Below are 25,253 nucleotides of genomic sequence, written 5' to 3' on the forward strand. Positions count from 1 at the left end.
CCCGTGAGCTTTCGTCGCCATGAAGGCCGCGACGGTCGCGGTCCAACTGACGGAAGCATCCCATGTACGCGCACGACGATTTCGAACCCGATCACAGCACGTCCCCGACCGGCCACGCCATCGAAGAACTCGAACTCTACGGCTACCGTCCCTCCGAAGACGAGGCCGATCCCCGGATCACACCCGAAGATCACGTCATCCAGGGCGCAGTCTCCGACATCTTCGACGCCCTGATTTCCACCATGGCTGACACCAGCCTCGATTTCGACCTCGACGAGATCATGTGGTCCACCGTCAACACCTTCCACCGCGCCGCCCTGCGGATCGAGACCAAACTCGACGATAACGAGCAGGCACAGAAGCGCCTTCAGCGCGAACAGGACGGCAGCGAGGTCAAGTCCGTCCAGCTCGAAACCCTGATCGGCGCGGGCCAAAGCCTGATCGAGCGCCGCGACAGTATGGAGACGTTCCGCGATGCCGCCGCCGACATCTATCTGCGCACCACCGGAACGCCCTGGTCGCAACGCTCCGGCTCTCGGGTCAACCATCGCCAGATGACCTCGGCCATGATCGACAGCCGCGACTTCCTCGCCGCAAAACGCCGGGCCGACAACGAGGTGCTGCTGCCCGCCGGACCGAAAATCGCCTTCTCGGGCGGTGACACCACCGATCACCGGACGATCTGGGCCAAGCTCGATCAGGTCCACGCCAAGCACCCGGACATGGTGCTGATGCACGGCGGATCGCCAAAGGGCGCGGAACGCATCGCGGCCACCTGGGCCAATAACCGCAAGGTCGCACAGGTTGCTTTCAAACCCGACTGGGCAAAACATGCCAAGGCAGCACCGTTCAAGCGCAACGACCACATGCTCGCCACGATGCCGATCGGGGTCATCATCTTCCCCGGCACGGGCATTCAGGACAACCTGGCCGACAAGGCCCGCAAAATGGGCATCCCGGTCTATCGCTTCGGGGCCGGCAGCGCGTGAGCGCTGCCTTCCCACCTCATCATGAGCATGACGATGGCACCCGCCGACCATTCCATGTCGCACAGACAGGCATATTCATGCTATATGTCGCAGTGCGCCGTGGTGGTGGTGGAAGGCGCAACCGTCCAACCTTTTGCACGGAGACACCACCATGATCGTTCTCGGAATCCTCGTTTCCATCGCAGCCATCGGCACCATGTGCTGGTTGCTGTTCAATCTAGCTGTCTTTGCCCTGCCGTTCTTTATCGGCCTCAACGCCGGTACCTGGGCCTATGGCACAGGGGCTGGCTGGCTCGGCGGCATCGTCGTCGGTCTTCTCGCCGCTGGTCTGACGCTGGCAGTCGGTCAGGGCCTGCTCATGCTGATCCGCCCGATCTGGGCGCGGCTGTTGATCGCTCTGGCCTTCGTCGCTCCGGCGGGGATGGCCGGGTTCTATGCTACCCTCGGTATCGTCAAGCACATGATGCCGTCTGAGACATGGCAGCTCATCTTCTCGGTGATCGGGGCGATTGCGGTGGGCGTGACGGCTTTCCTGCGCGTTGCAGGCATGGCGGCAGCCGGTCCAGCGGACGGGAACCTTGCACGCACCTGAACCGCAACGATCCGTTGATGGCGACCAGAAGCGGGTGCGGATCATCTTCCATCTTCGTCAGGAAAATGGTGGCAGACAGCGACCAGGCATCGGATCAACTTGAGGCACAGACCCGGCCCATAGGAGCGCAGAACGGTCAGCGCCAGCGTTGTGGGCTGACCAGAACCCGATTGGGGGCAATGCCGGTAGAACAGGTCGGGCAGAGAGATGCGCATAGCCTGAGACGCAGGGCGACAAGCAAGGCCGGTGTTACTCGTCTGGTCATCATGATGGGCCTCAAGATTGCCAGGTCTCCGTTCAGCCCCCGTGTCTCAACCGCTCCAAACGGCCTCTTCAATGGCCTGATCTGGCCGAAGAACAGTGCGATGCGCTTCGACCGCTTTAGCGCAACAGCGTCGTCACAACTTTCTTCCCCTGACGGCAGAGCCGCCATTCCGCGCGGAACAAGAAAGTTTCTCCTGTGCTGTCCAGCCCCCAAAGGGGGTGCGCCAGCGTTCGTCTCCGGCCGGTCGATCGCCATAGAGGCCGCAATGGTGCGGGCTCGGAAACGGAAAACGGAGACTTAAAATGGCAACCATCGGCACCTTCAAGAAGACCGGCTCGAACGACTTCACCGGCGAAATCGTCACCCTGAGCGTCAAGGCCAAAGCCGTGCGCATCGTTCCCGACCTGCGCGCCACCGGCGAGAACGCCCCCAGCCACCGGGTTCTGGTCGGCCGCGCCGAAATCGGCGCCGCCTGGTCCAAGCGCTCCAACGAGGGCCGCGACTATCTGGGCCTCAAGCTGGACGATCCGAGCTTCAACGCCCCGATCTACGCCAACCTCTTCGATGACGAAGAAGGCGACACCTTCTCCCTCATCTGGTCCCGCCCCAACGGTCGCCGCGGCGACTGAGGCGCGGCACAAAGGCCCCGACAGCAAGGTCGGGGCCTTTCTCATACCCGCAGGAAAGCCGTCACTCCCACCACGATCAGCCCGTCGCTGCGGGCATGTGCGCCGAGCTACCCATAGTGGGCGGCCGCCCTGTCGCCCAGCGGGCCGCGCTCTCGGCTGCGCCGGAACCACGCAGTCGCGCGTTTCCGCCATTCGGCTGCGATCACTGACACGGGAATGTCGCTAGGGCGTCTCCCATGTGATGCGCAACAGTGCTAACGAGAGATTCTTTAATGGATTGATCGGGTTAGGCGATCCACTTATCGCGTTAGATGCGCTACCGCAAAACCATTCAATACCGCAGCCTTTTCAAGTCGGACGTAGCCTTGTGCCGTCCGGCTTTGGGAGGACGCGCCATGCAGAGCATAGATTGGCGTACTCCGGCGGCCTATAAACGCATTAAAGACCTTCCGCCCGCCGGTTTCGCTTGGGAATATCTTCGTCGCAACGAAGACTATCGCCGTGACGTCGAGAGACTCACGCAGAGGAGAGAACCCGCGGGAGAAGAGGTTAACGCCTTTGCTTCCCGCTGGGGGGTGCGATTTCGCACACGACCCCGACGCGCAGCCTGACGGCGCACCGCCTTTCTGGTCGCCGCATTTCAATCCGCAGGCCATTATTCTGTCTCCGGTCGAGCAGAACGATCCGGATGACGGGCGGCTTGTCGCTCTCGCACATCTCGATGGCCTGATCCTGCGCCGCGCGCCGGATGGCTGGCACGCAATCTGGCGTGTCGGTGGGATGGAGCATCAATTCTGGCTGCAACAGGGCGCGATAGATGCGGCAGCTTTCTATGCTGCTATCCTGCCCATGGACGAGTTCATGGAATTACGCGCCCATGCGGCCCGCCGACTCTGGCGGTGCCTGACAGGCCGTTCTCCGGGACCGGATATTCGCGCCATGCCAGCGCAGCTTCGGCAATGGCACCTTCTGTCGCTACGGGCGCTGGACGCACGGCTGCACGGCGAAAGCTATCGCGCCGTTGCCGAAGTTCTACTCGGCTTCTGTGGCAACAAGGAAGATTTCGAGACTGATCCGCGCAAGAATAAGGCTCGTCGTCTGGTTGCCCACGGTATCAGGATGATGCGCGGGGGCTATCGGCTGCTTTTGCACTATCCGGTCAAGCCGATTCCACGATCAAAAGGCAAATGAGGCAATCTCACCGATTCCTGTTTGCCGCAGTCTGTTCCAGCATTTGCCTGTAACCTTCCCGTGACAGCCATTGAGCGCGTTCCAGATGGCTCTGCCAGCATCGCCGGGTTCGCATCTCATCTGATGCCGGATCGCGGTGCAGAACAATTCGCGCCACTTCCTTCCAGTCGGCTTCCTCGGACTTGGCGTCCAGAATACGCAAATAGGTTACAAAGTGCTGCTCGTCATAGGCGGTGATGACATCACCGGACGGCGCCAGATCATCCACATCGGGATCAAGTTCAACGGGTGCTTTCACGGTTATTCCCCTTCTTTCAGAAGAGTTTCTGCGGTTCGCCCCCGCAATAAAACTCTCTGACTCCTGGTGATCGGGGAGTTAGTAACCGTGACTAGACGGCCCCATGGCCTTTAGCTGGAAAGCCTGTTGCATACGCCACAGGCTCCCCGACCATAGGGTCAAGGAGTATGGTGCCGTCACGGCCGACACCAACCGCTAGTCAGGGGTTACTACGCCCCCGGAGCAGTGCGTCTGCCCCATCTGTATTCATAGCCGAACTGCGGGCGGATGTCTTGGGCGAATCCGCATCGGTCTCCTTGAGTCGCTGAAATCTCACGTCTTTTCGCACTGACACAGCCCCCTTCAGGGGTGCCGTCTGCGTATAGGCGCAAATGCGGCACGCTACACGTCGCCGATCACTTCCCATGGTTCGCCATAGCGCGCCGCCGTCTCCGGCAGCCGCATCAACCTGACGAACCGGAGGTGATCTCATGATCGAGCGCCGCAACACGGAAATGCCACCGCGCATGCTGCGCACTCAGGAAGCGGCGCGTTTCCTTGGTATTTCTCTTCGCACACTGGAAAAACACCGGACCTACGGGACCGGCCCGACCTATCGCAAAATCGGTGGGCGCGTCCTCTATACCGTCGATGATCTCCAGTCCTGGGCCGACATCGGCGCGCGAAAGTCCACCAGTGACAAGGACGCTGGCACGGTTTTCCCGGCGCGTCCCCTGACGCCTGAAGAGCGGAGCAAGCTCTGAATGCGGCGCGTCGATCACCATGACGCCCTGCGGCGAGAAGGGGGCAGCGAGCGCAGCCACCTCGATCCATTCGTGGTTGCAACCGGCGATGCCAGTCCGCGCGACCAGCGCGATCTGATGGAGCGGCCATTCTTCTCGCTGGCGAAGACGACGCGCACGAAACCGATCCTCTACAAGAGCGCCGATGTCGAGGTGCAGGTATTCGGAATGCCTGAACACGGCATGGCGACGATCTGGGATGCTGATGTGCTGATCTGGGCTGCGAGCCAGATCGTTGCCGCCGAAAACAACGGCATCAAGACATCCCGTTTCTTCCGTTTTACGCCCTATCATCTGCTGCGCGCCATCGGACGCGACACCGGAAACAGGCAATATCTGCTGCTGAAGGCAGCGCTTGCCCGCCTGCAATCCACGGTCGTCGCCACGACGATCCGCAACGGCAAGCATTGGCGCCGCCGCCAGTTCTCCTGGATCAACGAATGGGAAGAGATGACCACCCGCGACGGTCGCGTCGAGGGCATGGAGTTTGTCCTGCCTGAATGGTTTTACAACAGCGTTCTCGACCGGTCGCTGGTCCTCACCATCGACCCGGACTATTTTCGGCTGACCGGCGGTATCGAGCGCTGGCTCTACCGTGTCGCCCGTAAACACGCCGGACATCAGCCGCATGGCTGGCTGTTCGAGGTTGCGCACCTTTACCAGAAATCCGGCAGCATGGCCCGGCCATCGGACTTTGCACTGGACCTGCGCCGCATCGCGGCCCGCCAGCCGCTGCCCGGCTACCAGCTCAAGATCCTGCGCGAAGATCGCCGCGAACTGCTGCGAATCCGCCCTGAAAATCTATCCACAGTGCCTGTGGATAACATTGTGGATGCCGTCGGTACATCAGGCGCACGGGGTATCGGTACATCAGGCGCAGGACTATCGGCACATCAGGCGCACGAACCCCAGTTAAGTCTCTGGAACGAAAAGCAGAATGCGACTGCTAACTTAGAATCTAACATAGATTCTAAGTTTTCTTCTTTGACGCGCGCGCATGGGAGGCGCGGTGCCAGTGCCACTTCCCGCCGACCTGGGCGGGGTACGCCATGATCGTCGCGTTCCTCAATCAGAAGGGCGGCGTGGGCAAGACCACGCTGGCGCTGCATCTCGCCGGAGCCTGGGCTGCGCAAGGACAGCGGGTCATCCTGATCGATGCCGACCCGCAAGGCTCCGCGCTCGACTGGTCGGAGCGGCGCGGCCATGAAGGGCTGCCAAGGCTGTTCAGTGTCATCGGTCTGGCCCGCGATACGCTGCACAGGGAAGCGCCGGAACTGGCACGTGACGCCGATCATGTCGTCATTGATGGTCCGCCCCGTGTCGCGGGCCTCATGCGCTCAGCGCTGCTTGCAGCCGATCTGGTGCTGATCCCTGTGCAGCCATCCCCCTTTGACGGTTGGGCCTCAGACGAGATGCTGGCGCTTCTGAACGAAGCCCGCATCTTTCGCCCGGAGCTTGCTGCCCGCTTTCTGCTGAACCGATGCGGTGCGCGCACCGTCATCGCCCGCGAAACGGTCGAGGCACTGGCAGACCATGATCCGCCATTGCTGGCCACAACGGTCGGCCAGCGTGTCGTCTTCGCCGAAGCCGCACAGACCGGACGGCTGGTCTCCGAGACCGATGGCGGAGAACGCGCCGCACGGGAAGTCACAGCGCTGGTGGCTGAGATCGGTGGCCTCGTTATCGGGAGGATCGTGCCATGACACGTCCGCACGTCAAATCCGGCTTCGCGTCGCGTCCAGGCAATCCCGATAGCTGGGTCAGTGGCGCCGAAGCGCCGGCAACCGGCAAGACGGCGACGGAGGCGTTCACCGCCCGTCTGACCATCGACATCACGCCCGAACTGCGCGGGCGCATCAAGGTTGCCGCTTTCCGGCGCGGCGTCACCGTCGCCGTGATGCTGCGCGAGCTGCTGGTCCGCGAGTTTCCACCCACCGAAGGAGATCAGCTATGACCGGCAAAACCGTGCGCGCTGCGCATGAACATCCGCAGCCGAACGGGCCAGCACCGTTCACCACAATGGTCGAACTGACCTTCCAGAAGAAGAAGGTCGAGCGCTGGATACGCTTCGGCCGCAAGAGCTTTGAGCAGATCATCGACCGCCGCCGCAGTCTGATCGGTTTTGCGCCCGAAAGCATCTTCGCCTTCGTCCGCTGGGCCTCCAACGATTATGGCACCATCGTTTCGCGGCTCGACATCCTGCGCGCTACCGGGCGTGGCGAACCGTACCAGACCGTGCCCTTCGTTCGTCCTGGCGGCGAGATCCTGCTGCGCATCGACGGCTGGCGACAAGTCCAGCGGGTGTTGGCCCTGATTGATGCCGTGGACGCGCTTGGCGTCGATCCGGCGGATGTTGCGCCGGATCATTGGCGGCACGTCCACAACCGTTTGAGCGCCGGTCAGGAACCCAATCCCTACACCCCGGAGCGCCATGCCGCATGGGTCAGCCGCCGGAGGATCGCACTATGAGCCGCCGTCACATCCTTGCCGTGTCGATGCTGGCCGTCGGCACGCTTGTCGTCACGGCGGTTGCCGATCTGCCAACCCGGCTGATCTGGAATGCGACTGCCAGCGCGCCCATCGGCTTCTACACAGTTGCTCCCGCTGATGCGCTCGAAGTGCCCGAACTGGTCGCCATCATGCCGTCCGAACCGCTGGAACGGTTCATGGTCGAGCGCGGCTATATCGGACGCGGCGTGCCGCTGCTGAAGCGCGTCCTCGGCCTGCCGGGCCAGCGCGTCTGCCGCAACGGTGCGACCATTACAGTCGATCATGTCGAGATGGGGGATGCGCTGGAGCGCGACCGCATGGGCCGCGATCTGCCGGTCTGGCAGGGCTGCCGTATCATCGGTGACGGTGAACTCTTCCTCATGAATTGGGAAGTCCGGGACAGCCTCGACGGCCGTTACTTCGGACCTGTTCCCGTCAGTTCCGTCATCGGCCGGGCGCTTCCGCTCTGGACCGATGGGGAAGGTGATGGCCGCTACGAATGGCGGGCGGCCACGCATTGAACCCACGCCGAAACCTCAACGACAGGAGATTTTTCATGCCACAGATCGGATCGTTCACGCGCGATGAAACGGGCTTTTCCGGGCGCGTTCACACGCTCACGCTTTACCGTGAGCTTACCATCATGCCAGCCGAGCATTCGGACGCCGAAAACGCGCCGGACTACCGTGTCCATCACGGAGCTGATGACGGCCCCGAGGTCGGCGCTGCATGGAAACGTACCGGCGAAAAGGCTGGCGAATATCTCTCGGTACTGCTCGACGATCCCGCTTTGCCGCAGCCGATCCGCGCCAATCTGTTTCGCGACGACGATGCAGGCTCGTCATGGTCGCTGCACTGGAGCCGCCCGCGGCCCCGCGAAGATCGGGACTAAGATCATGCGATCCCGCGCCCTTCTTCTCTTCACGGCCATGCTGTCGGCCGGCAGCGGATTGACGCCAGCGATTGCGCAGGTCACGCCGCAACCCGCGCCTGTCACTGCGCATCCCCATGCTGCTTTCATTGCCGAGGCGTCACAGCGTTTCGGCATTCCAGAGCACTGGATTCGGGCCGTGCTGCGTGTGGAAAGCGCGGGCGATGTGCGCGCCATCTCATCGGCGGGTGCAATGGGACTGATGCAGGTTATGCCCGATACCTGGGCGGGCCTGCGCAGCCGCCATGGCCTCGGGCGCGATCCTTACCATCCGCGCGACAGCATCCTCGCAGGTACAGCGTATCTGCGCGAGATGTGGGACCGCTATGGCAATGTCGCGGCCATGCTTGCCGCCTACAATGCCGGTCCCGGCCGCTATGACGAGCATCTGGCGACTGGCCGCACTTTGCCCGCAGAAACACGCGCCTATGTCGCCACGCTCGCACCTGTTCTTGGGCTTGCGACTGCGCCTGATGTGCCGACGATCGTGCCGCCGCCACCGCCGGATTGGCGCGAAGCTCCACTCTTCGTTGCGCAATCCGGCGGCAATTTGGCGGCGGCCAATCAGCCGTCGAGCGATGTCCGTGCAACCGTTCCTCTGCGCGTTTCCGTCGATCAGGAGCCGCAGGACGGCGGCATATTCGTGGCCCGTGCAAGCGATGGAGATGGGTCATGAGCATGGCGTCCCCACGCTCCTTCGGTCCGCTTCCGGTGTGCAGCGAGGCTTGGGGGCGCCTAGCTGTATTACCGGCAGGAAGGGCAAAAAGGGCAGGGAAGGCGGAGGGCAAGATAAAGGAAACCGGCACCCTGTCGGGCCTGTTTCTGGGCAAGCCCTTGTCTGCACACTGTTTTGGGGCGCGGCGCACGGCACCCTGCTTTTGGGTCTCGCGTGCCGCGATATGGCGCAAAGCCTTGGCTTTGCTGGGTTTTGACCGGCACTATAGCCGAATATCTGCCGTTTGCGTGCCTAAACGGCATGGGATGCGCCCATGAGCGCCGACGACGAGAACCGCTTTCGTCCCAGGCCAGGTCGGATCAAATCCGACGTGCCGAAGGCGAGCAAGGCGAAGAGCTTTCTGACGCAGGTGAAGAAGCTGGCGCGACAGCACAGCAACAGCACCGGCAGATCATCATCATTCGCATCCCGGACGTCCTCGTCGCCTGCATCTGGTTCGGCCGGAAATAGCGGGAATGCGTCGCGGGCTGGCAAAGGTCCGGGCGTCAAGCGGGGCCGTGGCGCGGCCTTTGTCCGCGCCCGAACCCTGTCGGGCGGGTGGCGTCACAGTGCGACTGGCGTGCGCCGCGTCGTCGTCAAAACCCGGTACGTCCAGGGCGCGGGGAAGAACGGCAAAGGGGCTGCCCATCTGCGCTACATCCAGCGCGACGGCACCTCGCGTGATGGCGAACGTGGCCAGCTCTATTCGGCGACCGACGATCGCGCTGATGGAGATGCCTTTCTTGATCGCGGCAAGGATGATCGCCACCAGTTCCGCTTCATCGTTTCCCCCGAAGATGCCGCCGATCTTTCCGATCTCACCGAACACACCCGCGATCTGATGAGCCGCATCGAGGCCGACCTTGGCACGAAACTCGATTGGGTGGCCGTCAATCACCACAATACCGGCCATCCTCATGTCCATATCATCATTCGGGGGAAGGACGATCTGGGCGAGAACCTGGTCATCAATGGCGACTATCTCGCCAATGGTATTCGTGAGCGGGCAAGCGAACTGACCACGCTGGAACTCGGCCCCGTGACCGAGATCGAGCAGAGCCGCAAGCTGTCTGTCGAAATCGATCAGGATCGCTTCACGCGCATCGACCGCGCCATGACCGAGGAGGCCGACGAACGGTTCCTCGATCTGCGCCATGAACAGTCAGATGCACACCGCCAGTTCAACCGCACACTTCGCCTGCGCCGTCTCGCCAAGCTGGAAAAGATGGGGCTGGCCTCGGAACATGCACCCGGCGTCTGGGAGCTTGGCGCGAAGATGGAACCGGCGCTGCGTGAACTCGGTGAACACGGCGACATCATCCGCAACATGCACAAGGCGCTGAAGGCCGATGGGCAGGAACGTGATCCAATGACCTTCCAGCTTCACGATGCAGCACCCGCAGCACCCATCACCGGCCGCGTCGTGGACAAATATCTCACCGACGAGATGGGCGAGAACCTGACGCTTGTGGTGGACGGCATTGACGGGCGAACACACCATCTTCCTGGCATTGATCCGGCCCACGTCGAAGATGCCCGGATCGGCAGTATCGTGGAAGTCGGCCCCGCTGACACAGCACAACGTCCCTCTGATCGCACCATCGCTGCGATCTCGGAGAGCGGCATCTACCAGCCCAGCCGCCATCTCAAACAGGCGAAGTTCGAGGGACGTGTGCCGGGTGGTGATTACGAGGGCTATGTCGATGCCCATGTCCGGCGACTGGAGGCGCTGCGCCGCGCTGGCATTGCTGAACGGATCGACGCTGACCAGTGGCGCATTCCCGATGACTTCGAGAGCCGCGCCACCGCCTATGATGCCGGTCGCAACCGGCAAGCCAGCATCCGCGTTGTCTCGACCTTCGATCTGGAAAAGCAGATCGGCGCCGATGGTGCGACCTGGCTGGATCGGCGACTGGTTACGCCGGGCGCTTCGGACATTACCTCGGCAGGGTTCGGTCAGCAGGTGCGCGAGGCGATGGATCAGCGCCGCGAGCATCATGTCGCACAGGGCGATGCCACGCGGCAGCAGAATGGACGCATCCTCTATAGGCGTAATCTGCTCGCCAATCTGCGGGAACGGGAAGTGGCCCGCGTCGGTGCAGAAATGGCCGGGAGCAAAGGATTGCCATTCCGGGCGGCTGCCGATGGCGAAAATGTCAGCGGCAAGTTCACCGGGACCGCACACCTATCGAGCGGCAAGTTCGCCATTGTCGAAGAGAGCCATGAGTTCACCCTTGTCCCATGGCGACCTGTCATCGACCGCCAACTTGGCCGAGAGGTTGCCGGAATTGTGCAGGGCGGATCAGTGTCGTGGCAGCTTGGGCGGCACCGGGGCTTGGGATTGTAGGAGCTTCTGTTCAATCGCTTGCAAAACGTTTGCGCCACTTTTTCTTGTGCCGCACCAGCCGGTGCCAGGCGCATGACTTAAGCAGATTTAGCAGTCGGTGGATTTCGGATCGCAAAATACTGCGCCGGCGTGCTGCCGAGAGCCTTCTTGAACATCGTGATAAACGAATTCACGGAATCGTATCCCAGTGTCGCCGCAACATTCTGAACACTCTCACCACTTGCGAGCTCACGAAGTGCGACAACCAGATGGAGTTGCTGTCTCCAACGTCCAAACGTCAGTCCTGTCTCCCGTATCAGCAGCCTAGCTAATGATCTGTCGCTCATCGCGACCCGGTTCCCCCAATCGCTCAGCGTGCTGCGATCGGAAGGCTCGGTTGTTAGAGCGTCTGCCATCGCTCGGATTTTCGGATGGCTGGAAATTGGCAGATTGAACCGCTCATGCGGCATCTGCACGAGTTCGTCGAGGATCACCCGCGCGATGCGGGCGGCATGGCTGTCGGCGTGATAGTCCGCACGCTCGCGAGCAAGCCGATCGACCATTTCGCGGATCATTGGGGAAACTGCCAGCGTGCAGCTGTTTTCAGGCAGTTTGGCAGACCCCGGTTCGACGAACAGATAGTTGAGCCGGGCATTGGCGGTTGCGCGTGCACTATGGGGCACGCCGCCCGGAATCCACACACCGCAATTGGGCGGCACGATCCAGATTTCGTTGCCCGCAGTGCAGGTAACAGCTCCGTGCAGAGCGAGGATCAGCTGCCCCTTGCGATGCACGTGCAGAGGCACTTCCGCCTCATGATCCGCGAAGTCGAGCTTGTGGGCGACCGCAGGAAGTAGCGTCAGGTCGGGATCGAAAACGGAAACAGCAGATCGCGATAGCGACATGAGAATGGCCATTTTTAGGTATTTTATGTCACAATATCGAATTTATTTGCTTTTGCAAATCGATCACAACTAGCGGCATGAACACCGCTAAGCTCATACCCCCCTTAAACACGACCCTTGCAGCCATGGTTAAAGCTGGGATGAGCTTCCTGCGCACGCCCACCTTGAAGGCGGATGCGGATGCGATTCTGTTTTCGGCGAAGAGTTTCGCTGCAGCGATGCTGGCCTACTACATTTCGCTGCGGATCGGGCTTCCCAAGCCGTTCTGGGCCATCGTAACTGTCTACATCGTCTCACAGACGTCTGCCGGGGCGTCCTTTAGCCGTGGTGTCTATCGCTTCGCCGGGACGCTGGTCGGCGCCATAGCAACGGTCGCGATCGTTCCGAACTTCGTGAACGATCCGATGGTGTGCAGCGTCGTGCTTGCGGCCTGGATCGGACTGTGCCTGTTTTTCTCGCTGCTTGATCGCACACCGCGCGCTTATGCCTTTGTTCTTGCCGGCTATACCGCAAGCCTGATCGGGTTCCCGAGTGTGCTTGATCCAGGCGCGATTTTCGAGACAGCGTCGGTGCGCGTTCAAGAAATCTCAATCGGGATTCTGTGCGCAGTCCTGATCCATCGCTACATCGTGCCGAAACGCATGACCGGCCAGTTCACCGGCAAGCTATCGGCCACGCTGCGGGACGCTCGTCGGCTGACAGGCGATGCACTGAGTGGAACGCCCGGAGAAAACCGCCGAGACCGCCACCAACTCGCAGCGGACCTGTTAGCAATTCAGGGACTTGCCACGCATCTACCCTATGATCCGGCGCCGACACCTCCACGTCAGATACTGCAACTTATCCATGATCGGCTTGCCCGCTTGCTGTGGCTCGCAGGCGAGATCGAAGACCGGATTGAGGCACTTCGATTAGGCGACAGCGATGCGCCCGGTGAGCTGATCGCCTTGGTCGGTGACGTCGGTGCCTGGGCCGCAAACGCCGAAACGGAAGAGCGGGAGGCTGCCACAGCCCAACTCATCGCGCACGCACGATCAGTCCAGAAGCGTTATGGCGCCGATGCTACGATGCCCGACGACAGGCTTGCAGCTAACCTGGCAGGTCATCTCGCCGAAATGGTCGGTCTGCTACAGGACTGCGACAGGCTGGAGCGGAACGTCGCAGCGACCGGGCGGTTGCGCGATGCCACGTCGCTTCATGGACCGAAGCGAGCGAAGGGCTATGTCTATCACCGCGATCCATGGATGGCGGGGCGCACTGCGCTCGGCGCGATCATCGGCATTCTCATTGGCTGCGCGTTCTGGATCTGGACGGCCTGGCCGGAGGGCGGAATGGCCGTATCCATTCTTGGCGTCTGCTGCACCCTGTTCGGCAATTTCGATGCGCCTGTGCCGTTTGTTGTCAAATATATCGTCGGCTCAATCTACGGGGTCTTAATCAGCCTCATCTACAGTTTCGTCATCCTGCCCCAGGTCACGGACTTCCGAGTTCTTGTCGCGGTGCTTGCGCCGGCGTTCCTGTTCGCCGGCTCTTTGCAGGCACGCCTGCCGACAACCTTCATGGCGCTCGGCATCACGCTGACTATTCCAATCCTTTCGGCTCTCGGTCCCTATTACACAGGCGACTTCGCCACCTCACTCAACAGTACGATCGCGCTGTTTGCTGCGGTCGGCTTCGGCGCCGTGAGCATGTCCTTGTTCCAGACCGTGCCGGTCGACGGGGCGATCAACCGCTTGCTTCGCTTAAGCCGTCGGGACGTTGGCCGACGCGCGCTTGGCTCTGCGCCTAACGAAGCGCGCTGGGCAAGCCTGATGATTGATCGGACAGCCTTGCTGCTGCCAAGGTTGCGGCTGACCGGCAAAGCCTATCCAGATGTGCTCGACGATACGCTGAACCATCTTCGCATCGGGCATGTCGCCGGACAGCTTCGCAAGACAATTCCGCAGATCAAGGGCGAGGCCGGCGTTGAACTGAACGAGCTTCTATTCGTCATCGCGGCACGCTTCAGTGGCCGGAGGCCGCCAACGCCTGCCGACCTCCGAGACCTCGATAAGCGGATAGAGACCCTGATCGAGAAGACGGCCGGCGGCGTGTTCAAGAACCGCCTGCAGATTGTCGATCTGCTCATCGACATGCGGTTCGCGCTTGGCTCTCAGGCAGATAGGAGGATCACGACCGATGATCGTTGATCTCAATATCGGAGGCGTCCTGATCCCCGGCCTTGTGGTTATCGCGTTCATCGCGCTGGTCATCACCATGGCAACGCTCCGCCTGTTTTCCGCAGCTGGCCTGCATCGGCGGTTCGCTTATTGGCCGCTCGTGGAGCTCGCCATCTTTGTCATCATCTACGGTCTGCTCGTGCAGTACCTGCCATCGATCGGAAACCTGCCTTGACGTCTGTTCTATCCTTGCTGGGCCGCTATGCCCTGACCCTTTGCCTCGTCGCCGTCTCCGCCTTTATCGCGCTGAAGGCATGGAACCATTACGAGCGGACGCCCTGGACCCGCGACGGGCGGGTTGGCGTCGATGTCGTGCAGATCGCGCCGGAAGTCTCCGGCACGGTCAACGCGGTTTCCGTGGTTGATAACCAATATGTCCGTCGGGGTGACATCCTTTACGAGATCGACCCCGAGCGGCTCAGATTGGCAGTGGCGCTGGCTGAGGCTGAGGTTGAAGCCAAGCGCCAGGATGTGATCGTTCGTCAGGCAACGGCGCGGCGGCACAGCCAACTCAAGGACGTCGTTTCTCAGGAGGCGGCTCAGCAATCGAGCGGTGCTGCTGCGGTCGCCGGCGCCGCCTATCAGTCAGCGGTGGCGGCGCTCGATCTGGCCAAGCTTAACCTTGCCCGCTCGACGGTCCGTGCGCCGGTCGACGGTTATGTTACCAATTTGAGGCTTCGGCCAGGCGACTATGCGACGGCGGGTGTGACGAAGGTCGCCGTCCTCGACGCCGCCAGCTTCTGGATCACCGGTTATTTCGAGGAGACGAAGATCCGCCAGATCCGCGTTGGCGACCAGGCTCACATCATGCTGATGGGTTTTGACCAGCCGGTCACTGGTCATGTCGAAAGCCTCGGTCGGGGAATCGAGAACAGCAACGATGCGCCCGGCCATCTCGGCCTGCCCAATGTGGCTGCAACCTTTTCCTGGGTGCGGCTTGCCCAGCGCATCCCGGTACGCATCAAGATTGATCGGGCGCCGTCCGGTGTGGAACTAGCGGCGGGTATGACGGCAACGGTTGAGATATTAGCCTCAGATGCTGAGGCAGGAACGATAGAGCGGCCATGATGGCCATATCACTCGGCCGTTCCCTGTATATTGTCGAACTTCATGGGAGCGATAAACGACGTTCACGCGATATGCCGATACGGCGTTTCACAGGTACGACTCGCCCCAGCCGAACGTTCCAGAAGTTAGCATTATTTCCAGCTTCGGAGAACTAGGGGCAAGAACACCTCGTCTATGATTTCTTCAATGCTTTTGTCAGAGAGAGGTTTGAGAGTCATTAGCATGTCATGACGCGCTAGCTCGATTGGTAACGAGGCAATTCGTGGGGTAATGCGTGCGAGGTCAATTTCACCACGATTTGCTCCACGCTCCAGGATCTCGGCAACCAGTCCATGTTCACCGATCCTGCTGGGAACATCGACAAAACTCAGGTTGTCCTTCAACAGGTCCTCACGCATATCAACGAGAATCCGCATCAAATGAGGTTGAGCTCGGTCTGAAAGCCGCTTCAGTAGCAGTACCATCTCGCTGCGGACGCTGCCCTGATCCGTAATCGAAATTGGGTTGAGGGCTACGTAGCGAGCTAAGGCCGCCATTACCAAGTCATTTAAGCTTTTCCACCGACGATGGATCACTGGTCTGCTAGTGCCGGCTCGGCTCGCAACCGAATCCAACGTCAATCCACCATAGCCTTTCGCCGATAGCTCATCCCAGACAGCCTGAAGAATGGCTTCGTCCAACTCAGGGCCACGTCGTCTTTGCGCCTTCGTATCCATTACAACCTCAAAATAAGATGCGAGCCGCATCTTGACTCTTGCGAGATAGGATGCGACGTGTATCTTATATGCAGGAGCATGAGATATGTCAAAAGCTGATAGTTTTGCCGGCAACCGGCCCAAAGTTCTGATCGTCGGCGCCAGTATCGCTGGACCGACAGCCGCCTTCTGGCTTGTCCGCGCCGGCTTCGATGTGACCATCGTGGAGCAGGCGCCAGAGTTGCGCCGCGGCGGAAACGGCGTGGATATAAGGTCCGAAGCGCTCGCCGTTGTCGAGAGAATGGGCCTCACATCTGCCGTTCGCGCCAAGGTGCTGAGAATCGAGGGCATGCGCTTCGTCGATCACCGCGATCGAGAACGCGCGAGAATGCCACTTGAGGCGATGGAACGGATGGTGGGTTCCGAGGATCTGGAGATCAAGCGGGGCGATCTTGCGGAACTGCTCTTCGATGCGACCAAGAATGACGTGAATTACATATTTGGCGAAACGATCAAAACCATCGAGCAAGATGAAGGCGGGGTGGATGTCACCTTCGCAAAAGGGCGTCCTAGACGATTTGATCTCGTTATCGGCGCGGATGGGCTGCATTCTAGCGTTCGTCGCTCCGTGTTCGGAGCAGAAGAAGAGTTTTTAAAATTCAAGCAGCACTACTTTGCTTTTCTGAACGTCGATCTTCCGATGGGTGAACACGGCTGGGTGACGTTTTACAACGAGCCTGGAAAATCCGCCGCAATCTTCCGTGCCGAGCCTGGACTTGGACAGATCAACTTTATGTTCCGCAGCGACACTCCGCTCAGCTACGATTACCGCGATGTCGATAAACAGCGCGATTTGCTTCGCCAAGCATTTACGGGTCTCGGCTGGCATGTACCTGCATTGCTTGAGAAGACCGACAGCGCTCCCAATTTCTACTTTGATGCGCTCGCTCAAGTGCAGATGCCATCATGGTCGTCGGGGCGGGTGGTGCTCGTCGGCGATGCCGCATATTGCGCTTCACCTGCGTCAGGTGCAGGTGCGCTTCTTGGATTAACCGGCGCTTACCGGCTCGCAGGAGAACTGGCCACTCATGGTATTTCTTCCGCAGCCTTGACAGGCTACGAAGCTGCCCAGCGCCCGTTGGTGGCGCAAAAGCAAAAGCAGTTGTTTACGGGGCTATCTACGCCTCGCACCCGATTGGGTATTATCACTCGTAACTGGCTACTGTCGCCGCCGCTTAATGCGCTGATCTCAAGGATGCAGGGCAAGGAAACGCCTGCCGATATCCACGAATACCGGTTTCCAACCGCCGTCTCGCTGCAATCGGAGGGTGCGACTAGACTTGCAACAGAGAGGCTGCCTTTTAGCCCGATTGAGCCCGCGGGCCGGGGTGCCGAACGTTGATGGGACTTTATACTGCGAGACGCGAAACCGCGCAAACAATTGCGATAAGGTCCGGATCGGACAGGCAGCGTTTCACCAAGGATCACGCGACGCGTCTTGGTAGAGCATTGGTATCGCCGTGCCGTACTCGGCTTTTTTTTCTCTTGGCTATGCCGTTGCTTGCAGCATGTACGTCCGTGCCTCTGAAAGAGGGCGGCACGCTAAGCTCGTACAGTCGTCTCAGTCCTGAGAAAGGCACCCTATCGAAGCGGCGCACATATGTTGACAGCGTAGCTCTGTCACGATTGAGGACAGCTACGATCATTCCTGCGAGCTTCACCCATGATGCCGCCTCGCAGGTAGGATCCCTAGATGATCGCCGAATGGTTGCGAACATCCTCGATCGCGCTCTCTGTATATCACTCAGCGATAGGTTTGAGATGGTGCCCTACGGGCAGGTCGCCGACATGACCGTTCGTGCTGTCGTCACAGGTCTCGTGCCAACGGACAAGGTCGCAGCGGGAGCTTCAGCGGCACTAACACTCGGGACCGGATTTGCACTTCCGATAGCAGCTCCACGCCTGCCAATCGGGCTCGGCGGCATTGCCGTTGAAGCAGAAGCGATTGACCACTCAGGCAATCAGCTTGCAGCGACAGTCTGGGCACGCGGAGCCAACTCGATTTCAAACACGCCGCGAGTATCCCAGGTCGGGGATGCTTACACGTTAGCAGCCACCTTTGGGAACGAGTTCTCGAAACTCATAGTCGACGGTCAGGATCGAAATGGCTCCGGTCTCTCGCTGCCTTCAGCACATCGCGTCCAATCCTGGTTCGGCGGCACACCCAAGCACGCCGCGTGCGAGACCTTTGGGCGTTCTCCAGGTCTGGTTGGCTTGATCGCCAGTCGGTTTGGAGCGCCACCAAAATGGACGGACAACCAAGCCCAACTAAGTGCATCAAAGTAATGGCGGTGCTGAAGGAGTTTAATGAATACGCCATGCCGCCGTCACGAAACAACAGAGATCGAGCACATGTTGACGCATAACACTTTAAAGTGGCGATTAGACTGCGGATACACCTCAATGCATCGCCTTCTCATTCGATTCGTAGTGAGCGGTTTGGTGGGCATGTGCTCGCAAGTAGCGCTGGCAAACTCGCCGTCACCTGCCGTCAAAGAGGCGTGCGGCGCGGAGATACGCTCGCTTTGCGTTCGACCATGGCGGCTATCGCCTGACAGCATCAACCAATGTGCCCGTCAAAATCGAGAGAAACTTTCTCCAGCATGCCAGATTTTTTGGGATACGGCCCAGATGTGCCAGGCGGAGATGAAGAATATCTGTGGCGGGCTAAATCCGCTCACAATCAAAAGCTGCCTACGGGATTCCATCCAGAAGTTCTCCAAAACATGTCAGGACACGTTGGATTTGTGAGGTCCGAACAGCGGCATATTCCCAAATTTGTTTACCTTGAATTCTTCATCTAATCAAAGAGAGGACACTAGATATGTCGGAACACAAAAGCTTCCTAGACTCCAGTCATTGCAGTTCATTTGAACAATACAAATCGTCGTACGAGAAGTTTATCGCTCTAACCAGGGAGAATGGCGTCATTGAGTGCCGGTTTCATCACGAGGGAGGACCCGCGGTTCATAGCTGGGAAGCTCATCATGCTTGGCGCGAAGCCTGGATCGATATCGGTCGAGATCGCAACAACGAAGTTCTTATCGTAACGGGGACCGGGGATCGCTGGCAAATCGGTAATCCCGAGGTGTGGACGACGCCATTTCGCGAATGGGATCGCGAAGAGCAACTGGCACTATTTCACGACTCAAGGCGTCTGATCGAAAACATGGTATTCAACATCGATATACCTACGATCGGTATAATCAACGGTCCTGGCACCCATTGCGAACTCGCGACGCTTTGCGACATTACGCTTTGTGCAGAAGACGCTGACTTCTTTGATCCACATTTCCTTGGCGGCACGCCTCCGGGTGATGGAATGGCGCTGATCCTTCAGCGGACTATAGGCGTTAAGCGAGCGGCCTACTACGCCTACACTGGCCAGTGCATTGACGGGCGCACCGCTGTGGAACTTGGGTTGGCAAATGAGTGCTTGCCACGTGAAGAGTTGCTGCCCCGGGCTCGGGAGATCGCCGGAATGATGATGGAACGGTCTAAGATGACCCGTCATCTAACGCACGCAATCCTGTCCAGGCCCTGGAAGCAAGCAGTGGTACAGGACATGGGCTTTCACCTGATGCATCAGTCGTATGAGATGACGACCGATCGTGAAGGCGCATTCGCACGCCTCATGAAGAACGCCCATCGTTTCCGAGATCGTTGATCGTTCGAGATCGCTCATATTGAGGCCGAAAGCTGTCATCGATCTCGTTCAGTGGGTAGATCCTCGTGTAAAAAGCGCCTGCTGGTTGCTGCGAATCTTATCGAAGAGGTAGTTTTGCGTCGTAGTAAAGGTCGGGCTGCAAGAGCGTCACGGGTTTACGCACTTATAGACGGGCGGGTTTCACTGAAATCGCTCGTCCAAACGCTTGCGGTTGCCGAGTATTTGAGTTTCCAACGGGCCGCTGCGGCGCTGGGCACCAGTCAATCAAGTGTCAGCGCCCGGATCAAGCAGCTGGAGGAGGACCTAGGCGTCATCCTCTTCCAGCGCAACACGCGCGGCGTTCGACTCACCGATGCTGGACGCGAGTTCGTCGATCAGGTTCAGGAAGCTATCAGCACTCTTGATGCTGCGATCAACACCGCAGGAATCAACGCGCGCGGGGGTAAGGGCGAACTGCGGATTGGCGTTTATGCTCTTACAGCAGGCTGGTTCCTCGACCAATTACTAAATCAATTCCACGACACGTACCCAGATGTTCAATTGCAAATCACAGAAGCAACGGCACGTGACGCTGAGATCATGCTTCGTGAAAGCAAAATTGATATCGCTTTCATGGCTCAGAATCATGAAATTTCTGACCTCAATTCGCGCGTCATATGGCGCGATCGTCTGGTGGTCGCGTTACCATTTGGGCATCCCTTGGCCCTGCAGACAAACATCGAGTGGCGTCAACTCGCCGGGGAAACATTTCTCGTTCGGCATGGCGGAAGCGGCCCACAGATTCATGACCTGATCGTCACGCGGGCGACTGGAAACTGGTTGACGCCGACAATTCACCGTTGCGATGTTGGACGCAGCACGTTGCTGTCGATGATTGCGGCCGGACACGGTATTTCTCTTTTCGTGGAGGAAGTGGTCCAGGCCAATACTGCGAACGTTTGCTTTCTGCCGATCAGCGACGAACCGGAAACGATCGCCTTTTCTGCTGTCTGGTCGCCCCAAAACTGCGATCCTGCGCTTTTAAAACTCCTCAGCGTTACGAAGAAAGTGGACTGCCAACACCTTTCTTCTGATACACGTTAACGCACCCTGATGGTGCCGCTGCAGCCCATCCGATTCGCCGCCGATAGTATTCGGCAGCCCTACGGCCACACCTTTGCTGTTGCAACGCTCAAAATAGCACATTCTCTGATCGCCTCCGTCTCTTTTGCCGATTGGGGTCTGTATGCGTGGAGGGCGAATACTCTGGGGCCAGATCATTGTGGTGCTCACCATCGTCGTGGTGATGGTCTGGACTGCAACGCAATGGGTGGCTTTCCGGCTCGGCTTCCAGCCCCAGCTCGGCGCCCCCTGGTTCGATATTTCCGGATGGCCATTTTATTATCCACCTGCCTTCTTCTGGTGGTGGTTTTCTTATGACGCCTATGCGCCCGGCATCTTTACCGAAGGTGCGTTCATCGCCACGTCCGGGGCGGTTCTTGCAATAGCCGCCGCCCTCTTCATGTCGATCATCCGGGCACGGGAAGCCCGCAATGTCGCCACCTACGGTTCGGCGCGATGGGCCGAGGATAAGGAAATCCATGCGGCCGGATTGCTTGGTCCTGATGGCGTCGTGTTGGGACGGCACAGCAAGGACTATCTGCGTCATGACGGCCCAGAACATGTACTGTGCTTTGCACCAACCCGATCCGGCAAGGGCGTGGGCCTCGTCGTACCGACGCTGCTGACCTGGCCGGGGAGCTGCATTGTCCATGACATCAAAGGGGAGAATTGGAACCTGACCGCAGACTTCCGCTCCCGTCATGGCCGCGTCCTGCTGTTCGATCCGACCAATGTGCATTCCGCAGCCTATAATCCGCTTCTGGAAGTGCGGCAGGGTGAATGGGAAGTCCGTGACGTCCAGAACATCGCGGACATCCTAGTTGATCCCGAAGGTTCTCTCGACAAGCGCAATCATTGGGAAAAGACCTCGCACAGCCTGCTGGTCGGCGCGATCCTGCATGTTCTCTATGCCGAGAAGGAAAAGACACTGGCTGGTGTCGCAAATTTTCTGTCCGATCCGCGCCGTCCGGTCGAAGCGACATTACGTGCGATGATGGACACGCCGCATCTGGGCGAAGCCGGGGTGCATCCCGTCATTGCTTCTTCTGCGCGGGAATTGCTGAACAAATCCGAGAACGAGCGCTCCGGCGTGCTTTCGACCGCCATGTCTTTTCTCGGCCTTTACCGAGATCCAGTTGTGGCCCGCGTGACGGCGCGGTGCGATTGGCGCATCGCCGATCTGGTCGGTGCGAAAGAACCGGTCAGCCTCTATCTCGTAGTGCCACCCTCTGACATCAACCGCACCAAGCCGCTGATCCGCCTCATCCTCAATCAGGTCGGGCGCCGGCTGACCGAGGAACTGGAAACCTCCGGCAAGCGGCATCGGCTGCTATTGATGCTCGATGAGTTTCCGGCATTGGGCAGGCTCGACTTCTTTGAATCGGCGCTGGCCTTTATGGCCGGCTACGGGCTGAAAGCGTTCCTGATCGCCCAATCGCTCAATCAGATCGAGCGCGCCTATGGTCAGAACAATGCCATTCTCGACAACTGCCATGTACGCGTTGCCTTCGCGGCCAATGATGAGCGTACTGCCAAGCGGATCAGCGATGCGCTCGGCACGGCAACCGAAATGCGCGATTCCACTAACTATGCCGGCCATCGCCTCGCGCCATGGCTGGGGCATCTCATGGTGTCGCGGCAGGAAACGGCGCGGCCGCTGCTGACACCCGGGGAGATCATGCAGCTTCCGCCCACCGACGAGATCGTCATGGTGGCGGGGGTGCTGCCGATCCGCGCAGCCAAGGCACGCTACTATGCTGATGCGCGGTTTCAGGAGCGGGTGATGTCACCGCCCGATCTGCACAAACAGCCGGTGAAAATCGCCACATCGGCACAGGACGACTGGACGAGCCGCATTGTTGCGGCTGCGACCGGCAATGTCTCCGCCTCAGATACATCCGATGACGATCCGGCCAATGCTGGTATTCGGCGTGAACCGGAACTGCCTGAGCATGAGGAAATCATCCCGCCACCTCCGCCACCATCGCAGGAGTTCGATTTCCTCGATGATGAGCCGGACGTCGATGCCGCCAAAGCCCGAGCCATGCGCCAGCGTATGCGCATGGTGGCGCGGCAGGCGTCACTTGACCCAAATGACGGCATCGAGCTTTGAGAGCGGAGACAGGCATGACGACGCGCACCCGCATGAATGTCTACTTCGATCCCGCTCTGCTGAAACAGGTGGAAGCGCTGGCATTGCGCCGAAATGTCTCGAAATCCGCAGTGATCGAGGCCGCGGTCGCATCCTTCATGTCAGGCGATACGACTGAGCGACTGGAAGCCGCCATGTCGCGCCGCCTGGACAAGCTTGGCCGTCAGTTCGACATACTGGACGAGGATATCGCCGTGCTGGGCGAAACCCTTTCGCTATTCGTACAATTCTGGCTGACCCTCACGCCGCCGCTGCCCGACAGCGCAAAACAATCTGCGCGAATCAAGGGAAACGAGCGTTTCGAGGGATTCATGCAGGCGCTTGGTAAGCGCCTCGCCACCGGTGACAGGTTCCTCAAAGAAATATCGCACGACATGGCTGCGCTACACGACACCCCGCCGGAGGGTGTGTCCGAAGGCGATGGGGATTAGCCTCAGGATTTGAACTCGTCCTATTCACCGCCAGGCCTCGCCGATGGCCGCACGCGCGTAAACATCTGTTGAAATAGCCCAAAATCAGGTTCTTTTAATCGACCCCGATCCGGGGTCCGTCTTTTGCGCGCCCCGTCATGAACGGGGCCGCCATGACTGCATCACATCAAAAACCGGAAACGATTGCCCGTGGCGCGCGGATGCTGCGCACCGCGCTTGGGGCATCCATCGGTCGACTTCTGGAAGACCCCGGTGTGGTCGAGGTGATGCTGAACCCGGACGGCCGTATCTGGGTGGATCGGCTGTCCGAAGGGCTGGTCGATACGGGGGAGAGGCTGTCCGCCGCCGATGGCGAACGGATCGTGCGTCTCGTCGCCCATCATGTCGGGGCAGAGGTTCATGCCCGCGCTCCCCGCGTTTCAGCAGAGCTTCCCGAAACCGGCGAGCGGTTCGAGGGCCTTTTGCCGCCCGTTGTCGCGTCACCCGCCTTCGCCATCCGCAAGCCCGCCGTCGCGGTGTTCACGCTCGACGACTATGTGAACGCCGGGATCATGACCAGCCTTCAGGCGGAGGTGCTGCGCCTGAACGTCGCCACACGCGCCAACATCCTTGTCGCAGGCGGCACCTCCACCGGCAAAACCACACTGACCAACGCTTTGCTGGCCCAGGTGGCGAAGACCTCGGATCGCGTGGTCATCATCGAAGACACGCGCGAACTGCAATGCGCCGCGCCCAATCTCGTGGCAATGCGCACGAAGGATGGCGTTGCCACGCTTTCCGATCTGGTGCGCTCTTCGCTGCGCCTACGCCCTGATCGCATCCCGGTCGGGGAGGTCCGCGGGTCCGAAGCTCTCGATCTGCTCAAAGCTTGGGGGACGGGACATCCGGGCGGCATCGGCACTATCCACGCCGGTTCCGGCATCGGTGCGCTGCGCCGCCTCGAACAGCTCATCCAGGAAGCCGTGATCACGGTTCCACGCGCCCTGATCGCCGAGACGATCGACCTTGTTGCTGTCCTTGCCGGGCGTGGATCGTCGCGTCGGCTGGTCGAACTGGCCCGCGTCGACGGGCTGGGGCCGGACGGCGACTACGCCATTACCCCCGCAACCACCTCAAAAGGAGATCCTTCATGATCCGCACGATTTCGCGCGGCTGCCACGTCATGGCAACCGCCGCCGCCACCGTTTCCGTCAGCCTGATGCTGGCGCCTGCAGCACACGCCTCCGGTTCCTCCATGCCGTGGGAGGCGCCGCTTCAGAGTATCCTCCAGTCGATCGAAGGGCCGGTCGCCAAGATCATCGCAGTGATCGTCATTATCTCCACCGGCCTTGCGCTGGCCTTCGGTGATACGGGTGGTGGCTTCCGCAAGCTGATTCAGATCGTGTTCGGTCTGTCTATCGCGTTCGCGGCCAGTTCGTTCTTCCTGTCGTTCTTCTCGTTTGGCGGCGGGGCGCTCATCTGATGGCGGGCGGCCTCGAACAGCTCGATGCGGTGCCGGGGTTTTCGATCCCGGTCCATCGGGCGCTGACCGAGCATATCCTGCTCGGAGGCGCGCCACGCTCCATCGCTATTGTGAACGGCACGCTGGCCGGGGCCGTCGGCCTCGGCCTCCGTCTCTGGCTGGTTGGTATCGCCATCTGGGCCATCGGACACTTCCTCGCGGTATGGGCAGCCAAACGCGATCCGCTCTTTGTCGAGGTCGGGCGCAGGCATCTGCGCATCCCCGGTCATCTGTCGGTGTGAGGGC

At 60.1% G+C, this 25,253-nt stretch carries 31 protein-coding genes; 27 read left to right on the forward strand and 4 right to left on the reverse strand.

Annotated features, from left to right (window positions below):
• Positions 1-62: 62 nt before the first annotated feature.
• From FHY56_RS02280 to FHY56_RS02285, 3 genes are read left to right on the forward strand one after another with little or no spacing between them, the layout of a single operon-like run.
• Positions 63-989: a DUF2493 domain-containing protein gene (locus tag FHY56_RS02280; RefSeq protein ID WP_140903577.1), complete on the forward strand. Its 927-nt coding sequence runs from the start codon at positions 63-65 to the stop codon at positions 987-989.
• A complete protein-coding gene (locus tag FHY56_RS17735; RefSeq protein WP_158447725.1) occupies positions 986-1,144 on the forward strand; it encodes a hypothetical protein in 159 nt (52 codons plus the stop codon). The genes FHY56_RS02280 and FHY56_RS17735 overlap by 4 nt, the downstream gene beginning before the upstream one ends.
• Positions 1,141-1,581, forward strand: a complete 441-nt coding sequence (locus FHY56_RS02285; protein ID WP_140903578.1) for a hypothetical protein — start codon at positions 1,141-1,143, stop codon at positions 1,579-1,581. Before FHY56_RS17735 ends, FHY56_RS02285 begins: the two co-directional genes overlap by 4 nt.
• A gap of 136 nt (positions 1,582-1,717) precedes the next feature.
• Here FHY56_RS02285 and FHY56_RS18260 read toward each other — a convergent pair whose 3' ends face one another.
• Positions 1,718-1,849, reverse strand: a complete 132-nt coding sequence (locus FHY56_RS18260; RefSeq protein ID WP_268898892.1) for a hypothetical protein — start codon at positions 1,847-1,849, stop codon at positions 1,718-1,720.
• A 299-nt stretch (positions 1,850-2,148) separates the two neighbouring features.
• Between FHY56_RS18260 and FHY56_RS02295 the strand changes: the two genes are divergently transcribed.
• From FHY56_RS02295 to FHY56_RS02305, 3 genes are all read left to right on the forward strand, one after another.
• On the forward strand, positions 2,149-2,475 hold the full coding sequence (locus FHY56_RS02295; protein ID WP_140903579.1) for a DUF736 domain-containing protein: 327 nt from the start codon (positions 2,149-2,151) through the stop codon (positions 2,473-2,475).
• A gap of 395 nt (positions 2,476-2,870) precedes the next feature.
• The gene (locus tag FHY56_RS18105; RefSeq protein ID WP_140903580.1) at positions 2,871-3,086 is read left to right on the forward strand and encodes a transcriptional regulator domain-containing protein; all 216 of its coding nucleotides are present in this window, start codon (positions 2,871-2,873) and stop codon (positions 3,084-3,086) included.
• Positions 3,034-3,666: a DUF2285 domain-containing protein gene (locus FHY56_RS02305; protein ID WP_328595368.1), complete on the forward strand. Its 633-nt coding sequence runs from the start codon at positions 3,034-3,036 to the stop codon at positions 3,664-3,666. Before FHY56_RS18105 ends, FHY56_RS02305 begins: the two co-directional genes overlap by 53 nt.
• 7 nt (positions 3,667-3,673) lie before the next feature.
• On the opposite strand, the gene FHY56_RS02310 is transcribed toward FHY56_RS02305, so the two are convergent.
• Positions 3,674-3,964: a DNA -binding domain-containing protein gene (locus tag FHY56_RS02310; protein ID WP_140903582.1), complete on the reverse strand. Its 291-nt coding sequence runs from the start codon at positions 3,962-3,964 to the stop codon at positions 3,674-3,676.
• A gap of 470 nt (positions 3,965-4,434) precedes the next feature.
• Between FHY56_RS02310 and FHY56_RS02315 the strand changes: the two genes are divergently transcribed.
• The 9 genes from FHY56_RS02315 (at position 4,435) to FHY56_RS18110 (ending at position 11,229) form a co-directional block, all read left to right on the forward strand.
• Positions 4,435-4,707 (forward strand): helix-turn-helix transcriptional regulator, encoded by a 273-nt coding sequence (locus FHY56_RS02315; RefSeq protein WP_168927575.1) that lies wholly within the window; start codon positions 4,435-4,437, stop codon positions 4,705-4,707.
• On the forward strand, positions 4,708-5,799 hold the full coding sequence (locus tag FHY56_RS02320; protein WP_140903583.1) for a replication initiator protein A: 1,092 nt from the start codon (positions 4,708-4,710) through the stop codon (positions 5,797-5,799).
• Positions 5,796-6,449 (forward strand): ParA family partition ATPase, encoded by a 654-nt coding sequence (gene parA, locus FHY56_RS02325; protein WP_140903584.1) that lies wholly within the window; start codon positions 5,796-5,798, stop codon positions 6,447-6,449. The genes FHY56_RS02320 and parA overlap by 4 nt, the downstream gene beginning before the upstream one ends.
• On the forward strand, positions 6,446-6,700 hold the full coding sequence (locus FHY56_RS02330) for a hypothetical protein (protein ID WP_140903585.1): 255 nt from the start codon (positions 6,446-6,448) through the stop codon (positions 6,698-6,700). The genes parA and FHY56_RS02330 overlap by 4 nt, the downstream gene beginning before the upstream one ends.
• Positions 6,697-7,215 carry a DUF2840 domain-containing protein gene (locus FHY56_RS02335; protein ID WP_140903586.1) on the forward strand — a complete coding sequence of 173 codons (519 nt, stop codon included), beginning with the start codon at positions 6,697-6,699 and terminating at the stop codon, positions 7,213-7,215. Before FHY56_RS02330 ends, FHY56_RS02335 begins: the two co-directional genes overlap by 4 nt.
• A complete protein-coding gene (locus tag FHY56_RS02340) occupies positions 7,212-7,757 on the forward strand; it encodes a S26 family signal peptidase (RefSeq protein WP_168927576.1) in 546 nt (181 codons plus the stop codon). The genes FHY56_RS02335 and FHY56_RS02340 overlap by 4 nt, the downstream gene beginning before the upstream one ends.
• 35 nt (positions 7,758-7,792) lie before the next feature.
• Positions 7,793-8,128, forward strand: a complete 336-nt coding sequence (locus FHY56_RS02345; protein WP_140903983.1) for a DUF736 domain-containing protein — start codon at positions 7,793-7,795, stop codon at positions 8,126-8,128.
• A 4-nt stretch (positions 8,129-8,132) separates the two neighbouring features.
• Entirely contained in the window at positions 8,133-8,843 is a 711-nt protein-coding gene (locus FHY56_RS02350) for a lytic transglycosylase domain-containing protein (protein WP_140903588.1), read from the forward strand.
• A 1,153-nt stretch (positions 8,844-9,996) separates the two neighbouring features.
• The gene (locus FHY56_RS18110; RefSeq protein WP_268898894.1) at positions 9,997-11,229 is read left to right on the forward strand and encodes a DUF3363 domain-containing protein; all 1,233 of its coding nucleotides are present in this window, start codon (positions 9,997-9,999) and stop codon (positions 11,227-11,229) included.
• A gap of 77 nt (positions 11,230-11,306) precedes the next feature.
• Here the strand turns inward: FHY56_RS18110 and FHY56_RS02360 are convergent, their stop codons facing one another.
• Positions 11,307-12,125: an AraC family transcriptional regulator gene (locus FHY56_RS02360; protein ID WP_376890137.1), complete on the reverse strand. Its 819-nt coding sequence runs from the start codon at positions 12,123-12,125 to the stop codon at positions 11,307-11,309.
• A gap of 113 nt (positions 12,126-12,238) precedes the next feature.
• Here FHY56_RS02360 and FHY56_RS02365 point away from each other — a divergent pair, with 113 nt between their 5' ends.
• Genes FHY56_RS02365 through FHY56_RS02375 form a run of 3 tightly spaced genes read left to right on the forward strand, consistent with a single transcriptional unit; the run spans position 12,239 to position 15,400 of the window.
• A complete protein-coding gene (locus tag FHY56_RS02365) occupies positions 12,239-14,302 on the forward strand; it encodes an FUSC family protein (RefSeq protein ID WP_210105638.1) in 2,064 nt (687 codons plus the stop codon).
• Complete coding sequence (locus FHY56_RS02370) at positions 14,292-14,507, forward strand: DUF1656 domain-containing protein (RefSeq protein ID WP_112520453.1); 216 nt, start codon at positions 14,292-14,294, stop codon at positions 14,505-14,507. Before FHY56_RS02365 ends, FHY56_RS02370 begins: the two co-directional genes overlap by 11 nt.
• Positions 14,504-15,400: an efflux RND transporter periplasmic adaptor subunit gene (locus FHY56_RS02375; RefSeq protein WP_112524385.1), complete on the forward strand. Its 897-nt coding sequence runs from the start codon at positions 14,504-14,506 to the stop codon at positions 15,398-15,400. The genes FHY56_RS02370 and FHY56_RS02375 overlap by 4 nt, the downstream gene beginning before the upstream one ends.
• A 131-nt stretch (positions 15,401-15,531) precedes the next feature.
• Here the strand turns inward: FHY56_RS02375 and FHY56_RS02380 are convergent, their stop codons facing one another.
• Positions 15,532-16,116, reverse strand: coding sequence for a TetR/AcrR family transcriptional regulator (locus FHY56_RS02380; protein ID WP_112524476.1), 585 nt, complete (start codon positions 16,114-16,116; stop codon positions 15,532-15,534).
• A gap of 85 nt (positions 16,117-16,201) precedes the next feature.
• On the opposite strand from FHY56_RS02380, the gene FHY56_RS02385 reads away from it, so the two are divergent.
• The 9 genes from FHY56_RS02385 (at position 16,202) to FHY56_RS02425 (ending at position 25,249) form a co-directional block, all read left to right on the forward strand.
• On the forward strand, positions 16,202-17,497 hold the full coding sequence (locus FHY56_RS02385; RefSeq protein WP_140903591.1) for an FAD-dependent monooxygenase: 1,296 nt from the start codon (positions 16,202-16,204) through the stop codon (positions 17,495-17,497).
• 149 nt (positions 17,498-17,646) lie between these two features.
• Positions 17,647-18,441, forward strand: a complete 795-nt coding sequence (locus tag FHY56_RS02390; protein WP_112524478.1) for a DUF3313 domain-containing protein — start codon at positions 17,647-17,649, stop codon at positions 18,439-18,441.
• 538 nt (positions 18,442-18,979) lie between these two features.
• The gene (locus FHY56_RS02395; protein WP_140903592.1) at positions 18,980-19,822 is read left to right on the forward strand and encodes an enoyl-CoA hydratase/isomerase family protein; all 843 of its coding nucleotides are present in this window, start codon (positions 18,980-18,982) and stop codon (positions 19,820-19,822) included.
• Between the two features lie 114 nt (positions 19,823-19,936).
• On the forward strand, positions 19,937-20,905 hold the full coding sequence (locus FHY56_RS02400) for a LysR family transcriptional regulator (protein WP_235889410.1): 969 nt from the start codon (positions 19,937-19,939) through the stop codon (positions 20,903-20,905).
• Between the two features lie 142 nt (positions 20,906-21,047).
• The gene (locus tag FHY56_RS02405; protein ID WP_140903593.1) at positions 21,048-23,036 is read left to right on the forward strand and encodes a conjugal transfer protein TraG; all 1,989 of its coding nucleotides are present in this window, start codon (positions 21,048-21,050) and stop codon (positions 23,034-23,036) included.
• Between the two features lie 14 nt (positions 23,037-23,050).
• Positions 23,051-23,506, forward strand: coding sequence for a ribbon-helix-helix domain-containing protein (locus tag FHY56_RS02410; protein WP_140903594.1), 456 nt, complete (start codon positions 23,051-23,053; stop codon positions 23,504-23,506).
• Between the two features lie 152 nt (positions 23,507-23,658).
• Complete coding sequence (gene trbB, locus FHY56_RS02415) at positions 23,659-24,639, forward strand: P-type conjugative transfer ATPase TrbB (RefSeq protein ID WP_140903595.1); 981 nt, start codon at positions 23,659-23,661, stop codon at positions 24,637-24,639.
• Positions 24,636-24,968: a TrbC/VirB2 family type IV secretion system protein gene (locus FHY56_RS02420; RefSeq protein ID WP_112524402.1), complete on the forward strand. Its 333-nt coding sequence runs from the start codon at positions 24,636-24,638 to the stop codon at positions 24,966-24,968. Before trbB ends, FHY56_RS02420 begins: the two co-directional genes overlap by 4 nt.
• Positions 24,968-25,249: a VirB3 family type IV secretion system protein gene (locus tag FHY56_RS02425; protein ID WP_140903596.1), complete on the forward strand. Its 282-nt coding sequence runs from the start codon at positions 24,968-24,970 to the stop codon at positions 25,247-25,249. The genes FHY56_RS02420 and FHY56_RS02425 overlap by 1 nt, the downstream gene beginning before the upstream one ends.
• The last annotated feature ends 4 nt before the right edge of the window (positions 25,250-25,253 follow it).

It is taken from the genome of Brucella gallinifaecis, assembly GCF_006476605.1.
Taxonomy (GTDB): Bacteria; Pseudomonadota; Alphaproteobacteria; order Rhizobiales; family Rhizobiaceae; genus Brucella; species Brucella gallinifaecis.

Coding starts and splice junctions, on each gene's coding strand:
- FHY56_RS02315 (WP_168927575.1), top strand. CDS start 4,435: ATGATCGAGCGCCGCAACACGGAAATGCCACCGCGCATGCTGCGCACT.
- FHY56_RS02395 (WP_140903592.1), top strand. CDS start 18,980: ATGTCGGAACACAAAAGCTTCCTAGACTCCAGTCATTGCAGTTCATTT.
- FHY56_RS02335 (WP_140903586.1), top strand. CDS start 6,697: ATGACCGGCAAAACCGTGCGCGCTGCGCATGAACATCCGCAGCCGAAC.
- trbB (WP_140903595.1), top strand. CDS start 23,659: ATGACTGCATCACATCAAAAACCGGAAACGATTGCCCGTGGCGCGCGG.
- FHY56_RS02385 (WP_140903591.1), top strand. CDS start 16,202: ATGTCAAAAGCTGATAGTTTTGCCGGCAACCGGCCCAAAGTTCTGATC.
- FHY56_RS02410 (WP_140903594.1), top strand. CDS start 23,051: ATGACGACGCGCACCCGCATGAATGTCTACTTCGATCCCGCTCTGCTG.
- FHY56_RS18110 (WP_268898894.1), top strand. CDS start 9,997: ATGACCGAGGAGGCCGACGAACGGTTCCTCGATCTGCGCCATGAACAG.
- FHY56_RS18105 (WP_140903580.1), top strand. CDS start 2,871: ATGCAGAGCATAGATTGGCGTACTCCGGCGGCCTATAAACGCATTAAA.
- FHY56_RS02370 (WP_112520453.1), top strand. CDS start 14,292: ATGATCGTTGATCTCAATATCGGAGGCGTCCTGATCCCCGGCCTTGTG.
- FHY56_RS02405 (WP_140903593.1), top strand. CDS start 21,048: ATGCGTGGAGGGCGAATACTCTGGGGCCAGATCATTGTGGTGCTCACC.
- parA (WP_140903584.1), top strand. CDS start 5,796: ATGATCGTCGCGTTCCTCAATCAGAAGGGCGGCGTGGGCAAGACCACG.
- FHY56_RS02365 (WP_210105638.1), top strand. CDS start 12,239: ATGGTTAAAGCTGGGATGAGCTTCCTGCGCACGCCCACCTTGAAGGCG.
- FHY56_RS18260 (WP_268898892.1), bottom strand. CDS start 1,849: ATGATGACCAGACGAGTAACACCGGCCTTGCTTGTCGCCCTGCGTCTC.
- FHY56_RS02320 (WP_140903583.1), top strand. CDS start 4,708: ATGCGGCGCGTCGATCACCATGACGCCCTGCGGCGAGAAGGGGGCAGC.
- FHY56_RS02390 (WP_112524478.1), top strand. CDS start 17,647: ATGCCGTTGCTTGCAGCATGTACGTCCGTGCCTCTGAAAGAGGGCGGC.
- FHY56_RS02330 (WP_140903585.1), top strand. CDS start 6,446: ATGACACGTCCGCACGTCAAATCCGGCTTCGCGTCGCGTCCAGGCAAT.
- FHY56_RS02380 (WP_112524476.1), bottom strand. CDS start 16,116: ATGGATACGAAGGCGCAAAGACGACGTGGCCCTGAGTTGGACGAAGCC.
- FHY56_RS02285 (WP_140903578.1), top strand. CDS start 1,141: ATGATCGTTCTCGGAATCCTCGTTTCCATCGCAGCCATCGGCACCATG.
- FHY56_RS02360 (WP_376890137.1), bottom strand. CDS start 12,125: ATGGCCATTCTCATGTCGCTATCGCGATCTGCTGTTTCCGTTTTCGAT.
- FHY56_RS02350 (WP_140903588.1), top strand. CDS start 8,133: ATGCGATCCCGCGCCCTTCTTCTCTTCACGGCCATGCTGTCGGCCGGC.
- FHY56_RS02425 (WP_140903596.1), top strand. CDS start 24,968: ATGGCGGGCGGCCTCGAACAGCTCGATGCGGTGCCGGGGTTTTCGATC.
- FHY56_RS02345 (WP_140903983.1), top strand. CDS start 7,793: ATGCCACAGATCGGATCGTTCACGCGCGATGAAACGGGCTTTTCCGGG.
- FHY56_RS02280 (WP_140903577.1), top strand. CDS start 63: ATGTACGCGCACGACGATTTCGAACCCGATCACAGCACGTCCCCGACC.
- FHY56_RS02340 (WP_168927576.1), top strand. CDS start 7,212: ATGAGCCGCCGTCACATCCTTGCCGTGTCGATGCTGGCCGTCGGCACG.
- FHY56_RS02295 (WP_140903579.1), top strand. CDS start 2,149: ATGGCAACCATCGGCACCTTCAAGAAGACCGGCTCGAACGACTTCACC.
- FHY56_RS02420 (WP_112524402.1), top strand. CDS start 24,636: ATGATCCGCACGATTTCGCGCGGCTGCCACGTCATGGCAACCGCCGCC.